The sequence below is a fragment of the Methanosarcina barkeri 3 genome (assembly GCF_000970305.1).
In the GTDB taxonomy this organism is placed as follows: Archaea; Halobacteriota; Methanosarcinia; order Methanosarcinales; family Methanosarcinaceae; genus Methanosarcina; species Methanosarcina barkeri_A.
Map to the genome: position 1 here is coordinate 1,653,490 of NZ_CP009517.1, position 14,506 is coordinate 1,667,995.

Genomic DNA, 14,506 nt, shown 5'->3' on the forward strand with positions numbered 1-14,506 from the left:
ACCCACTTGAAACAATCAGTAATGCAGAAAAAATAACAGTGCCTTGATACCTTAGAATTACTTCTTACATTTTATGAAATGTCTTAAGTATATCAGATCCATTAATACACATCATCAATAATGCAATATTAGGACGAAATTTATATAAGTTTGCCTTTTTATGTTTTGAATTATTTTCTCTCGCTCTTTAAATCTAAAATGTATGTAATTCTTAATTAACTTGAAGTAAGATGATTACAAAAACTTAATTTAAAATGTGATGTTTTGTGAAAGTACAAAAACTCAAACCTGAAGAGATTTTTGGATTAGTGTTAGGCGGCGTACTTAGTTTGATTATGTCTAGGTTGTCTTTTAAGACGAGCGATGTATTACATTTTTCCAACCAAATAGTTGTTTGGGTTAATATAGGTCTTATCGTTTTCTTCATAATACTGGGGCATTATATAGTCTCAAGGAAAGTAATTGACGAAAAAAAGAGGACTGAAGACATAATAGGGCTTAAAAGTAATCTACTGGGTTTTTTTCTATGGCTTATTGTAATAATAATTGCAACTTTGTTGAACATAGAAATTAATAAGACTACGATTACAACGGGAGGTTACGTTATAATACTTTTGATCTATCTTTACATGGAAAAGAGAGAGGTTAAAACACAGAACATTATGCAGATAAATTAATGAGAGCTATGTAGCCAATAGGATAATGGTGCATAATTGCATATCTGCCCTCATTTCTGCTCCTATAACAATAAAATATAATAAATTAATGCTCTTTAAGTAATGCTTTTTAAGTCAATGCTTATTTAAGTCAATGCTCTTTGAGAATCGTGTTTTACAAAACAGATGAATCAAAACTTTGAACTTCTTGATACTAAAATAGTTAGCATTAGATAACATTAAACGCTAAAATCGTAAAATACTGAAAAAGTAAAATACTAAAATCGCAAACGTTAGAAAAGTAAAAATACAGAAATAGTAAAGCATTAGAATAGCAAAATGCTAAAACAGTAAGCATAACAATTGGATTAACAACTGGATTAAAAATTGCATTACTTTTAAGGCAGAAATTCCTGCTTTAGATATAGTGTAAAAGAATATTTAAAGCAGTATAACCGTACATTGATTTTTCAACCTGAGGTAAATTTTCATGGAAATCCCTATTGCAGAAGAACTTGCCAAAAATCAAAAGTCAATAAGCGTTGCAGAATTTTTTGAAAAAAACAGGCAGATATTGGGTTTTGACTCGGCTCCTCGAAGCCTCATAACAACTGTAAAAGAAGCTGTTGATAATGCTCTTGATGCCTGTGAAGAAGCAGGAATTCTGCCTGATATCCTTGTCCAGATTGAAAGAACGGGACAGGACTATGTAACTGTTATTATAGAAGATAACGGGCCAGGAATTATAAAAGAGCAAATTCCTAAGGTTTTTGCAAAACTTCTTTATGGTTCCAGGTTCCATGCCCTCAAGCAAAGCAGGGGACAGCAGGGAATAGGGATTTCCGCAGCCGTGCTATATTCCCAGATGACTGCGGGCAGGCAGACGAAGATTCTCTCCAAAACCGGCACCGGTCAACCTGCTCATTATTACGAGCTTATGATCAATACCGGCACGAATGAGCCTGATATCCTTAAAGACGAGATTAGGGAATGGTTCCGTCCGCACGGGACTCAGATCGAGCTGGAAATGAAGGCTTCATACGTAAAAGGGAGAAGGCAGTCAATTTACGAGTATCTCAAAGCTACTGCAATTGTGAATCCCCATGCAAGAATTACCCTTGTAGATCCTGACGGCAATGAGGAGGTTTTTGAAAGAGCTACGGATAAAATGCCAAAGCCAGCCGAAGAAATCCTGCCTCATCCTGAGGGTATAGAACTTGGTACTCTGATGAAAATGCTCCATTACACTGAGCGCCAGAAACTTGCTCCATTCCTCCGCTATTCTTTTTGTAAAATAGGCCTGTTAACTGCCGAGGAAATCTGCAAAGCTTCAGGGCTTGACCCTGAAATTGATCCTCATGCTCTTGGCCGCCATGAGGCAAGAAAACTGATTGAGGCTTTTGAGAAAGTAAAGATCATGGCTCCTCCTACGGACTGCCTTTCACCGATAGGAGAAGAGCTGATTTACAGGGGACTTGAAAAAGAAACGAGCGTGGATTTTATTGCCACAAGCACCCGAAAACCCGCAGTATATTCCGGAAATCCTTTTGTAGTGGAAGTGGGGCTCGCTTACGGAGGAAACCTTCCGAAAGAAGAAAAGATCAGTATAATGCGTTTTGCTAACCGTGTGCCTTTGCTTTACCAGCAGGGAGGCTGTGTGACCACGCATGCCGTAGAGGACATTAAATGGAAACAATACGGTTTAAACCAGCCAGGAGGTGGAGTTCCTGTAGGGCCGGCCATTCTCCTTATTCACGTTGCTTCCATCAACGTACCTTTCACTTCGGAATCAAAAGATGCTATTGCTGATATTCCTGTAATCAAGGAAGAAATTGACCTCGCGATCAAAGATGTTGCAAGAAAGCTCAAGCACTACTTAAGCAAACAGAGCAATCTCAAGAAGCGAAGAGAAAAAGAGATTATCATTACAAAAGTACTCCCTAAAATGGCTGTAAAAGTTGCGACTATTCTGGAAAAAGATGTTCCTGACATTAATCCTGTTGTTGCAAAGATTATGGGAAATCTGCTTGTACACAGAAAAGTTAAGAGGAATGAGGATGGGACTGCAGACGTTGTAATAAAAGTCAAGAACTTTGGAACCTCTGCATATGCTTTCAGGGTCCATGAGATGCTGCCCTGGACGATCCTCGGAGCAAAGCCAGAACCAAAGGTTGTGACTATGGGCAATGATTATGACTATGTATGGGATATCTCAGCAACAGTTGGGTCTTCAAAAGTGCTCAGTTACAGGATAGAATCCGCAACCGACAGAGAACTTGGAAAGTTTCCTGACCTTGTTGTGGAAGGGCTTGAAGAAGAACTTGTAACCGGGGCAAAAGCCTTTAAGGGGGCATAAAATGGCCAGAGAAACAAATAGCAAAACAATCCAGGGAGATGCTCTTGCAAAGGAAAAGCTGCTTGAGCTTGCAGAGAAGATTTACAACCAGTTCGAAAATGAGGTTGTTCCAAGTGTAAGTCTTCCAAGCCGGACAAAGGCAAACATAGAATATTCCGATGAGAGCGATGTCTGGGTCTACGGGGACAGAGAAAGCGAAAGGAGCGCAAAAACCGTAAAAGGGGCATTTCAGCTCCTTAAGACTACTTACGCGACAGACTTCCTTATAAATGAGCATCTGGCCCATAACCGCGGCTCAACGCTTCGAGAACTTTACTATATCTCGGAAGGTTGGGAAGCTGCAAAATTCAAAGAACAGGCTGAAAGCGACCGCCTGATAGAAGACCTTGAACTTCTTACAGCCCTTCAGAGAGAGTATTTCCATATGCGCCCTGAAGAAGACGGAGCTACCATGTTCGGTCCTCTTGAAATTACAGAGCAGACAAAGCGCGGGGAAAGAAACATACACTGCCAGAAGGACGTCGGGGAAGGAGGATACCAGATCCCCTTCAATGTTGAAAATATCGAATTCAAAACCCACGATGCAAGCATGATTATTGCCATAGAAACCGGTGGTATGTACGCACGTTTGATGGAAAACGGATTTGATGAAGCCTACAATGCAATCCTTGTTCACCTGAAAGGCCAGCCTGCCCGATCAACCCGAAGGATTATCAAACGTATGAACGAGGAATTAGGTATTCCCGTAGCCGTTTTTACGGACGGCGACCCGTGGTCTTACAGGATCTACGCCTCGGTTGCTTACGGAGCTATAAAAAGTGCTCATCTCTCGGAATTTATGGCAACCCCAGCAGCTAAATTCCTTGGCCTCCAGCCCTCGGATATAGTCGAATACGAACTCTCGACCGACAAGCTTACAGAACAGGACATAAACGCACTGCGAAGCGAACTTTCCGACCCGCGTTTCGAATCCGACTACTGGAAAGAACAAATCCAGCTCCAGCTTGATATAGGGAAAAAGGCCGAACAGCAGGCTTTTGCAGGCAAAGGCCTCGATTTCGTAACCGAGGTATACCTGCCCAACAGACTCAAAGAAATGGGTATGCTGTAACACCCGAGTCCCGTCCCCCGAGTTCCGTCCCCCGAGTCCCGTCTCGGGAGGACGGGGCCGTTTCGCTCACTTAGTTCGCTCAAGCGGATTAATTTATGAGCAAAGAAGTTTCACTTTCCGAGTTCCGGCTCGGAAGGACGGGGCCGTTTCGCTCACTTAGTTCGCTCAAGAAGGCTGAATTAGGGAGTAAGAAAAACTACATTTTCAACGAACTAAGGACATTTTGATTTACCCGAATTTTGTTTTGGTTCATGCATCGTGGTTACAACTTTCTGTAATAAGGTTTAAGCGAAAACCCCAAGAAACGTTTAAGTTTGAGTACCTTATCCCCAAACCCTATTGGCGTGATAAACCGGCGCAACGGTTTTGATCAACCGGCGCAACGGTTTCAGCACAAATATTTTCAAAAAAGGCTTGAGCGATAATTGTGCAATGAAGTTTTTCCCATAGCAATGGTTCTGTTCAATGCTTGCTGGTTAAGTTTATATAGAAAACGTTATAAATTAATATATAGAGATGTTGTTTTTTAAAAACTGTAAGGAAACCCTATTGGAGATGATATACCAGGGCATCCAGAAAGTACATCATGATAACCAGAAGGCATTATAAACTGCTATTTTTATTCGGGAATTGCTTTTGAGGTTTGAAAAGATATCCTGGAACTGTATATGTAAAAATCTGCTGATAAGCAGTATAAATGCCGCGACTCCTGTTTTGATTCCTTGTGAAACACGAATTTTGCGAGCAAAACAGCAAATATTAATTTAAACTAAAGACGTATTAAAAAATTAGTCTGAAAAGCGCATATTTGGATGCAAAATTATGCTAAAAATTACCTGTTTTGAGAGGGTTGGTACTGAAAAATCTTGTGCAATTTTCAGGGAATCTAAAGGCTTAAAATGTATGAGCGCATATTGAATTTGGTTCGTGGAAGAAAAGATAAAATTAATATATAAAAAGCAGTTAATAAAAACTGCAGGCTTATAGGATTGATACGAATTCTAAGATCTATTTTGATAAAAGTTTTCCCGCGAATTTTTTAAAAAAAATGTAATGTTACGTAACTTAGATAACTTTACTAGATTTTTATGGAGAATAAGTTAAGATGAGTGATAAACAGGTTTACGATGCTTCGCACATCCAGGTGCTGGAAGGCCTGGAGGCTGTCCGGAAGCGTCCCAGCATGTATATAGGGAGCACGGATAGTCGCGGGCTCCACCACCTAGTCTATGAAGTAGTAGACAATAGTATAGATGAAGCCCTTGCAGGCTTCTGTACCAGGGTAAATGTCACAATTAACCCGGACGGCAGTGTGACAGTCCTGGATAATGGGAGAGGTATCCCCATCGACCCCCATCCATTTCACAAAAAATCAGCCCTTGAAGTTGTAATGACTGTTCTGCATGCAGGAGGGAAGTTTGACAAGAACACCTACAAGGTTTCAGGGGGACTGCATGGAGTAGGTGTTTCTGTTGTAAATGCGCTTTCGGAATGGCTCGAAGTTGAGGTGTCAAGAGAAGGCAAGAAGTATTTCCAGCGATACACCCGTGGAAAACCTGAGGCTGACGTTCAGGAAATCGGAACCTCGGATACTACAGGCACAAAGACTACCTTTAAGCCTGATGCTAAGATTTTTGAGACACTTGACTTCGATTACGAGGTCCTTTCAAACAGGTTAAGAGAACTGGCTTTCCTGAACCGGGGCCTTACTATCAGCCTCCAGGATTTAAGAACTCCAGAAGGGCAGGCTGAGATTTTCACCTATGAAGGGGGAATAGTGGAGTTCGTGAAGTATCTGAACAATAAAAAACAGCCTCTTCACGACCCGATTTATTTTGAGCGGCAAAGAGATGATATGGTAGTAGAAATTGCAATGCAGTACACAAGCAGCTATACAGAAAATGTGTACTCTTTCGCAAACAACATCAATACCCACGAAGGCGGTACCCATATTATCGGTTTTAAGACCGCACTGACAAGGGTTGCAAATGATTACATTAAAGCTAACAAGCTTTCCAAAGAAGACATAAAACTCACAGGTGATGATGTAAGGGAAGGACTGACCGCAATCATCAGTGTTAAACTCATGGAACCCCAGTTTGAGGGACAGACCAAGACAAAGCTTGGAAACAGTGATGTCAAAGGAATTGTGGACTCCCTTGTAACTGATGGGCTTGCGGAATATTTTGAGGAAAATCCCAAGGTTGCAAATGTTATTCTTGAAAAAGCCCTCCTTGCCCAGAAAGCCAGAGAAGCTGCCAAAAAAGCAAGAGAACTGACCAGAAGAAAAAATGCTCTGGAAGTAAGCACTCTTCCCGGAAAACTTGCGGACTGCTCGGAAAAGAATCCTGCAGCCTGCGAGATTTACATTGTGGAAGGTAATTCAGCAGGCGGTTCTGCAAAACAGGGCAGAGACAGAAGTTTTCAGGCTATTTTACCCCTCAGAGGCAAGATTCTGAACGTGGAAAAATCCAGACTTGCAAAGATCCTGAAAAACGAGGAAATCATTTCCCTGATCACTGCTATCGGAACAGGAATCAGCGAAGACTTCTCCCTGGAAAGTGCCCGCTACCATAAGGTAATCATCATGACTGATGCCGATGTGGATGGAGAACATATCAGGACTCTTCTTCTCACGCTGTTCTTCCGCTATATGAGGCCTCTGATTGACGAAGGATACGTATACATTGCTCAGCCTCCTCTCTACCGCATAAAAAAAGGCAAAGCCGAGTACTACGTACATTCTGACAGGGAACTGGAAATAAAGAAGAAAGAACTCGGGGAAAAAGGACTTGGAATCCAGCGTTATAAAGGGCTTGGTGAAATGAACCCGGGACAACTCTGGGAAACCACCATGGACCCTGAGAGCCGAACTCTTTTACAGGTAACCCTGGAAGATGCTATTCGGGCTGATGAGATCTTCAGAGTTCTCATGGGAGATGAGGTTGAGCCACGCCGGAACTTCATAGAAACGCATGCAAAAGAGGTCGTAAACCTGGACATCTGAGGTGGCTAAAAATGGCTAAATTTGAAGACGAGAAAAAACCCGAAAATGAATTGAAAAAGTCTTATCAGTCTACTCTTATCCCCGAAAAGAAAGATGAAGAAAAAGATGAAGAGGTGGAAAATAAGGACGGTTCAATCGACCTTACACAGGAAGATTCGAGCAAAAAAGTGGAACTAAACGTGTCCGACCCTGCTTCAGACGATCCGGATGACGAAGGTATGGAGCCAGATAAGAGTGGAGTTACTACCATCCTTATCGAAAACGAGATGAAACGCTCTTACATTAACTATGCGATGAGTGTAATTGTTGGAAGAGCTCTTCCGGATGCAAGGGATGGCTTTAAGCCAGTTCACCGCAGGATCCTTTTTGCCATGAAAGATGCAGGGATTACGCATGACAAGCCTTACAAGAAGTCAGCCCGTGTGGTAGGAGACGTGCTCGGTAAATATCACCCACACGGAGATACTGCGGTCTATGACACTATTGTGCGTATGGTCCAGGATTTCTCACTTCGTTATCCTTTAATTGACGGGCAGGGTAACTTCGGGTCAATAGATGGGGATTCGGCTGCTGCCATGCGTTACACTGAAGTCCGCATGGACAGAATCGCAGAAGAGATGCTGGTAGACATCGACAAGGAAACAGTACCCTTCATGCCAAATTACGACGGGTCAATGGAAGAACCCGAAGTCCTCCCTGCAAAACTTCCGAATCTTCTTGTCAATGGATCCACTGGTATTGCAGTAGGAATGGCAACAAACATGGCCCCTCATAATATCGGAGAGGTCATTGACGGCATTCTTATGCTTATTGAAAATTCTGAGATCACAATTCCTGAACTCATGACTGTAATCAAAGGGCCGGACTTTCCTACACGTGCTCACATTCTTGGAACAGCAGGCATAAAATCGGCTTATATGACCGGAAGAGGCTCTGTAAAGATTCGGGCCGTTGCCGATATTCAGGAGTTAAAAAAAGACAGACAGCAGATTATCATAACCGAGCTTCCCTACCAGGTAAATAAGGCCAGGATGATTGAGAATATTGCCCAGCTAGTTAGGGAAAAGACAATCGTAGGAATTTCCGACCTTCGTGACGAGTCTGATAGGGAAGGAATCAGGGTTGTTATCGAGCTTTCTCGAGGCACGAACCCAAAGGTTGTTTTGAACCAGCTTTATAAGCATACTCAAATGGAGACCACTTTCGGGATAATTAATCTGGCTCTTGTTGACGGAAAACCAAAAGAGCTGAACCTCAAGGAACTTCTTCAGATATATCTTGAGTACAGGATGGAAATTATCCAGAAGCGTACTCTTTATGACCTCAAGAAAAGCGAAGAAAGAGCTCATGTCCTTGACGGGCTTAAGATTGCCCTGGATAACATAGACGAGATCGTTGCTCTGATAAAGGGCTCAGCAAACGCTGATGAAGCTAAGCAGGGCCTGATGGAGAATTTTGCCCTTGATGAGATTCAGTCAAGAGCTATCCTTGATATGCGCCTGCAGCGCCTGACAGGACTTGAAACTCAGAAGGTACTTGAGGAGCTTGAAGGTCTTGTAAAGCTGATAGGTGAACTCCGAAAAATCCTTGAAAGTGATGAACTCAAGTACGAGATAATCAGGAATGAACTTCTTGAGCTCAAGGAAAAGTATGGGGATGCTCGCAGGACAAAAATCGTGCAGGCTGCTTCTGAAGTAAGGGAAGAGGATCTGATTCATGAAGAAGAAGTTGTTGTCACAATTACTAACGGAGGCTACATAAAGCGCATCCCGCTCAGGACTTACACCATGCAGCGCCGCGGAGGTCGGGGTATAATCGGCATGGAAATGAAAGAAGAAGACTTCGTGGAGAATCTCTTCATTTCCTCAACCCATAACTATATCCTTTTCTTCACAAACCTTGGAAGGCTCTACTGGGAAAAAGTATATGAGATCCCTGAAGGCTCCCGACAGTCCAGAGGCAAATCCATAGTGAACCTTCTGGAGCTTAAGGAAGACGAAACAGTTAACGCAATGATCCCTGTCAAGGAGTTTGATGAAAACCACTATCTGCTTATGGCAACAAGGGCAGGCACGATCAAAAAGACTCCTCTCTCGGAATTCAAGAACCCGAGGAAAGCAGGCATAATTGCAGTCACACTGGATGAGGACGACGAGCTTGTAAGAGTTCTCCTTACCAATGGCAAAAAAGAAGTCCTGATGGTTTCAAAGAAAGGCAAAGCTATCCGCTTCTCTGAAGAAGATGTCCGTCCTATGGGTCGAACCGCAAGAGGTGTCCGGGGTATGACTCTTGAAGGCCAGGGCGACGAAGTTGTCAGTCTGGACATTGTCGACGAAACCACGACCCTCCTGACCGTAACTGAAAACGGCTTTGGCAAGAGAACGGAATACTCCCAGTATCCTGCTCACCGGCGTGGCGGAAAAGGTGTGATAACAATCATTACCAATGAGAGGAACGGTCCGGTCTCAAGAGTTCGCTCCGTAGCCAATGACGATGAACTTATCTTCACCAGTGCCGAGGGTATCATTATCCGCATTCCTGCGAAAGAGATTTCGATCCAGGGCAGAAATACTCAGGGCGTAAGGATCATTAATCTCAAACCCGGCGACAAAGTCGCAGGTATAGCCAGGATTGAAAACGGAAAAGCCGAAAAGAACCTGAAACTCATAGCCTTTGAAGGTAAAGAAGCTATAGAAGCAATTGGAGCCGGAGAAGGAGCTGCGATCTTAGAGGACGAAGGTGAGGAACTCGATGAGTTTGCCGAATCAGAAGACTTTGAAATTATCGACGAAGACGAAGAAACCGAAGAATTAGAAGATGACGAAGCAGAAAAAGATGATGACGCAGAAGAAGAGGACGAAAACGAAGAAATTGAAGAAGACTGAATAACGTATTCGAGTGAAGAAAAATAGTTCTTCACTCAAACTGCTGTCGGAATAAAGACTTTGTGGGGTAGTTTTCCGGTGGCAGGCTTTTTGTTTGGAGGGAAGCCGGGAGGTAGACGTATTTTTCAGGACGCAGGTTTTTGAATAGGTTTTTTTGAAAGACTGATTACCGGAAGGTGTAGTTTTTAGAATTTTAACTATTCAGGGTCAATTTGAGTTTTGATTCTTCTTAAAAACAAGTGCCATACAGCAGTGAACTCACAGGACGAATAAAAAGCAAATATGGATGATGAGATCAATTATCTCCATAATAGGCTTATACTGCTTTTTTAGGTAATTTCCTCAGAGGTGTCAAACATTTATCTGTACAATAATATTGCACAATACTATTACACAATAATATAACAGATAATTGATAATAAAGAACATTAGGAAGTTGTATATACCTGGACCAACATTATAACTTATAACTCAATCGCCTGAATAAATTGCCCAAAGTGTCTATATAAACAATAATTTCCCGAACAATGGTGAGCGAGTTAACATAAAGGGGGTATAAAATAATGCAAGAATTAAAGATATTACCGCCAATTAATGCAAAAGTTGGAGACATATTTGAAATATCAATACCGTCAAATCCTGCTTCGACCGGCTACAACTGCTTACTATCAGAGATGCCACACTGTGTTTACTTTGTGGAATCAACATATGTACCCGATGAACCTATAAAACCAGGAAGCGGAGGAATTAGCAAGTTCAAGTTTCTTGCAGTCAAGAAAGGTGAAGGCAAGATTATTTTCCATAGCGTGAGATTCTCTCACCCTCCGGAGATACTGGAACCTACAGTTATGCAACAAAGATTTGTTGTAGTAAACCAGTAAAATGGCTTTGTTTTGCCATTTACATTTCACTTTTTTTTAGTTACTCATTCTAATTTACTTTAAGTTTCAGTCAGTTACTATTTTCAACCAGTTACTATTCTCAACCTATTTTTTGCGGATTTTGTTCTTCAGAACCGTGTGAATTTTGCTGCTTTTTATAAAGTAGATTTATAAAGAGCTAAATCAGAAAAATTCTAGAAAGAAATGAAGAGAAATGGGAGTTTAACGGAGTCAAACGGAGTAAAATGGAGAGAAATGGAGAGAAATGGAGAGAAATGGAGTAAAATGGAGAGAAATGGAGTAAAATGGAGAGAAATGGAGTAAAATGGAGTAAAATGGAGAGAAAGTCTAAAAGAGTCATATTAATTATTATTTATAAAGAGTTAATACATATTTTTTGTGATGAAATAAAAAATAGGTATTATATAATATTATATAATGTTAGAAAGTTGTATATACTTAAAATACATTTTACCTTATAACTTAACCGTTTTTAGATAAATTGTGTAAAGAATTTTCACACAATATTATCAGAAAAATGGCGAGAGTTAACACAAAGGAGGAACGAAATAATGCAAGAGTTAGAATTATTGCCCCCGATACATAAGAAAGTTGGAGAGATATTCGAAATTTCAATACCATCGAATCCTGCTTCAACCGGTTACAACTGCTTACTGTCAGAGATGCCAAGTTGTGTTTACTTTGTAGAATCAACGTATGTACCCGATGAACCTACTATCCCGGGAAGAGGTGGAACCAGCAAGTTCAAGTTTCTCACGGTCGAAAATGGAGACGGTAAAATTATTTTTCATAGTGTGAGATTTTCTCACCCTCCTGATATACTGGAACCTACAGTTATGCAACAAAGGACTGTTATAGTAGAGTAAGTAGAGTAATAAAATGGTTTTATAGTAAGAGTAATAAAATGGCTTTATAGTAGAGTAATAAAATGGCTTATTTTGCCATTTATCTTCCATTTTTCCATAACAATTCATTCTATTTTGCATTAAGTTTCTGTCAATTACTATTTTTCAGCCTGTTTTTTGCGAATTTTTGAATTGACTTTTTGAGTGAACCATGCCTTAATCAGAAATTTTTCAAATTTCTGAATTCAGGGTAGGTTTGAGTTTCGCTGAACCTTAAACGAGGTATCATAAGACTTCGAAGCAGGCGGCGAAAACCGAAAAAAGTGAAAGCATTTAATTAATATTCATAAATTAAAACAAAAAACTAATAAGGTAATGATTAAAAAGGATTAGCAAGTAACAATTTATTTTATGTCAACACTTATTGAGGTAAATCATGAGATTAAAACAGATTTCGATAGAAGGCTTATTTGATTTATACAATTATAATATTCCTTTAAGTACGGATGAAAGAGTGACTATAATAATTGCCCCAAATGGCTACGGAAAAACAACTATTTTTAAACTTATTAAAGCAGCAATAGATGTTGACATTGAATATATTAGAAAAATACCATTTAATATATTTAAAATCGAATTCGAAAACAAAGAATTGTTAGAGGACATTGAAGAAATCTCAAGCATTGAAATTACAAAAGAAGGTATTCTTTGTAGCAATGATGAAATTCCACATGAGCTTGTGAAATGTAAAGTAACTGAATCAGGTGGAAAAACTGAGGAATATAATCTAACTCCGGATAAATACCCAAAAGATGATTTTGAACTTAGGAATATTTTGAAATTTATAGAAATAAATATGCAAATCGAAAGAGTTGGGGTTAATAAATGGAAAGATTTGAAAACAGGTGACATACTGGAGATTTCAGATTTAATTAAAATTTACGGATATCGCTTTCCTCCTTCTTATTCCAATTTGCCTGATTATTATAAGTTAAAAGATGAGTTGAAGGAAATAAAAGTCCATTTGATAGAATCTCAAAGACTAATGAAATACGATTCTCAAATAGATTATCAAGAACATGATCCAAACAGGAAAAAAGTCGTACCGGTTCAAGTAGTTCTCGAATATTCTGAGGACCTTGTAAAAAGAATAGAAAATAAAAATTCGGAATATGCAAGTATATCTCAGAAGCTCGATAGTACGTTTCCTCACAGATTAATTCAAAATGCAGGTTCCGATGCTGTTGAGATACTTGATGAGAAAGCAATCTATGAAAGGATTCAAGAAATAGAGACCAAAAATAAAAATCTTATGGAATTAGGTATTTTAGAGTCCAGAGAATCCAATGAATTACCTCAAGAAAATATGACAGGTGAAAGAAGAAAAGTCCTTACACTTTATATTGAAGATACCGAAGCAAAATTATCTGTGTTTAATGATTTGGCAAGGAAAATGAGCTTATTTAAAGAAATAATCAATAAGCAATTTTCAAATAAGTCAATTGAGGTTAAAAAAAGCAAGGGTTTCGTTTTTAAATTCAAGAATGGCAAAGTATTGACTCCTGAAAAATTATCTTCCGGCGAGCAACACGAAGTTATAATAAACTACGAATTGCTGTTCAAAACCGAAGAGAACTCAATAATTCTAATAGACGAGCCTGAAATCTCATTGCATATAATGTGGCAAGAAGAAATAATCAAGAATTTACTGAGAATTGCAGAACTTAATAAACTAAACATTATTGTTGCGACACATTCACCTCAAATTATTGATGATCGTTGGGATTTAACAGTTGACCTTGAAGAGGGTGAAGGTCAGTGAGAGATAAAATAAAAGCCGAAGCAATTGCAAATGAAATTTGTATGAATAAAAAATATCGCAAAGGAGCAATTGTTTTGGTTGAAGGGATAACAGATAAGGTCCTTTTCAACAAGTTTGTCGACACTGAACACTGTCATATAAAAGATGCGACAGGAAAACAAAAAGTGATTAAAGCAATTCCAATGATTAAAGAAAGAAATCCGGCTTTAAAAGTTTTAGGTATTGTAGATTCTGATTTTTATCGGCTTGATGGCCAAGTTTTGAATTCTGACATTTTGATCACAGATACTCACGATATTGAAACCATGATGATAAAGACAAAAGCTCTCGATTATGCAATGAGTGAGTATGCAAACGAAGAAAGGTTGAAAGCTTTTTTTGAAAAAAACAGTAAAAACTTGAGAGAAACTTTATTAGAAAGTTCGCTTTGGATAGGATATTTGTTATGGATATCTCAAAAAGGTTTTCCTCTAAGTTTCAATGAATTGGATTTTAAAAAATTTGTTGACAATGAGAACTTGGAGTTTAACTTGGACAACTTCATTTTTGAAATACTGGGCAAAAACGGAAATTTCCGGTACGATGCACAAACTTTAAAAAACAAACTGAACGAAGCCTTTGATATAGCACATGACAAATGGCAGGTCTGTAGAGGTCATGATATGATTAAAATATTAATTTTGGGGCTTCAATATATATTCGGCGTTTGCGATTGCAGAAAATTAAATCAACAACAACTTCATGATATTATTGAATCAAAGTTAATAGAAGCTTATAATTCCTCAGATTTTGTTAAAACAAAGTTATATGATTCAATAAAAAGATGGGAAACGGAAAATGATCAAATTACCCTAAACCCGAACTTATGAATTTCAGATTTACAACTTATTTTTAACATCAAAGTTCTCTTTTTCAACTCATT

General features: G+C 39.4%; 9 protein-coding genes. All 9 read left to right on the forward strand.

The window, feature by feature from the left end; translation table 11 throughout:
- Positions 1-266: 266 nt before the first annotated feature.
- The 9 genes from MSBR3_RS06615 to MSBR3_RS06655 all read left to right on the forward strand — a co-directional run bounded on the left by MSBR3_RS06615 (position 267) and on the right by MSBR3_RS06655 (position 14,453).
- Positions 267-677 (forward strand): hypothetical protein, encoded by a 411-nt coding sequence (locus tag MSBR3_RS06615; protein WP_052723314.1) that lies wholly within the window; start codon positions 267-269, stop codon positions 675-677.
- A gap of 469 nt (positions 678-1,146) precedes the next feature.
- Complete coding sequence (locus MSBR3_RS06620; RefSeq protein ID WP_048107223.1) at positions 1,147-3,012, forward strand: DNA topoisomerase VI subunit B; 1,866 nt, start codon at positions 1,147-1,149, stop codon at positions 3,010-3,012.
- Between the two features lies 1 nt (position 3,013).
- Positions 3,014-4,123, forward strand: coding sequence for a DNA topoisomerase IV subunit A (locus MSBR3_RS06625; protein WP_048107224.1), 1,110 nt, complete (start codon positions 3,014-3,016; stop codon positions 4,121-4,123).
- Positions 4,124-5,228: 1,105 nt separating this feature from the next.
- On the forward strand, positions 5,229-7,130 hold the full coding sequence (gene gyrB, locus MSBR3_RS06630) for a DNA topoisomerase (ATP-hydrolyzing) subunit B (protein ID WP_048107225.1): 1,902 nt from the start codon (positions 5,229-5,231) through the stop codon (positions 7,128-7,130).
- A gap of 11 nt (positions 7,131-7,141) precedes the next feature.
- Positions 7,142-10,015, forward strand: coding sequence for a DNA gyrase subunit A (gyrA, locus tag MSBR3_RS06635; RefSeq protein ID WP_048107226.1), 2,874 nt, complete (start codon positions 7,142-7,144; stop codon positions 10,013-10,015).
- A gap of 563 nt (positions 10,016-10,578) precedes the next feature.
- Positions 10,579-10,896 (forward strand): protease inhibitor I42 family protein, encoded by a 318-nt coding sequence (locus MSBR3_RS06640; protein ID WP_048107227.1) that lies wholly within the window; start codon positions 10,579-10,581, stop codon positions 10,894-10,896.
- A gap of 572 nt (positions 10,897-11,468) precedes the next feature.
- A complete protein-coding gene (locus tag MSBR3_RS06645) occupies positions 11,469-11,783 on the forward strand; it encodes a protease inhibitor I42 family protein (protein ID WP_048107228.1) in 315 nt (104 codons plus the stop codon).
- Positions 11,784-12,198: 415 nt separating this feature from the next.
- The gene (locus tag MSBR3_RS06650) at positions 12,199-13,584 is read left to right on the forward strand and encodes an AAA family ATPase (protein WP_048107229.1); all 1,386 of its coding nucleotides are present in this window, start codon (positions 12,199-12,201) and stop codon (positions 13,582-13,584) included.
- The gene (locus MSBR3_RS06655) at positions 13,581-14,453 is read left to right on the forward strand and encodes a DUF4435 domain-containing protein (RefSeq protein WP_048107230.1); all 873 of its coding nucleotides are present in this window, start codon (positions 13,581-13,583) and stop codon (positions 14,451-14,453) included. Before MSBR3_RS06650 ends, MSBR3_RS06655 begins: the two co-directional genes overlap by 4 nt.
- Positions 14,454-14,506 lie beyond the last annotated feature (53 nt).

Coding starts and splice junctions, on each gene's coding strand:
- MSBR3_RS06620 (WP_048107223.1), top strand. CDS start 1,147: ATGGAAATCCCTATTGCAGAAGAACTTGCCAAAAATCAAAAGTCAATA.
- MSBR3_RS06625 (WP_048107224.1), top strand. CDS start 3,014: ATGGCCAGAGAAACAAATAGCAAAACAATCCAGGGAGATGCTCTTGCA.
- gyrB (WP_048107225.1), top strand. CDS start 5,229: ATGAGTGATAAACAGGTTTACGATGCTTCGCACATCCAGGTGCTGGAA.
- gyrA (WP_048107226.1), top strand. CDS start 7,142: ATGGCTAAATTTGAAGACGAGAAAAAACCCGAAAATGAATTGAAAAAG.
- MSBR3_RS06640 (WP_048107227.1), top strand. CDS start 10,579: ATGCAAGAATTAAAGATATTACCGCCAATTAATGCAAAAGTTGGAGAC.
- MSBR3_RS06645 (WP_048107228.1), top strand. CDS start 11,469: ATGCAAGAGTTAGAATTATTGCCCCCGATACATAAGAAAGTTGGAGAG.
- MSBR3_RS06650 (WP_048107229.1), top strand. CDS start 12,199: ATGAGATTAAAACAGATTTCGATAGAAGGCTTATTTGATTTATACAAT.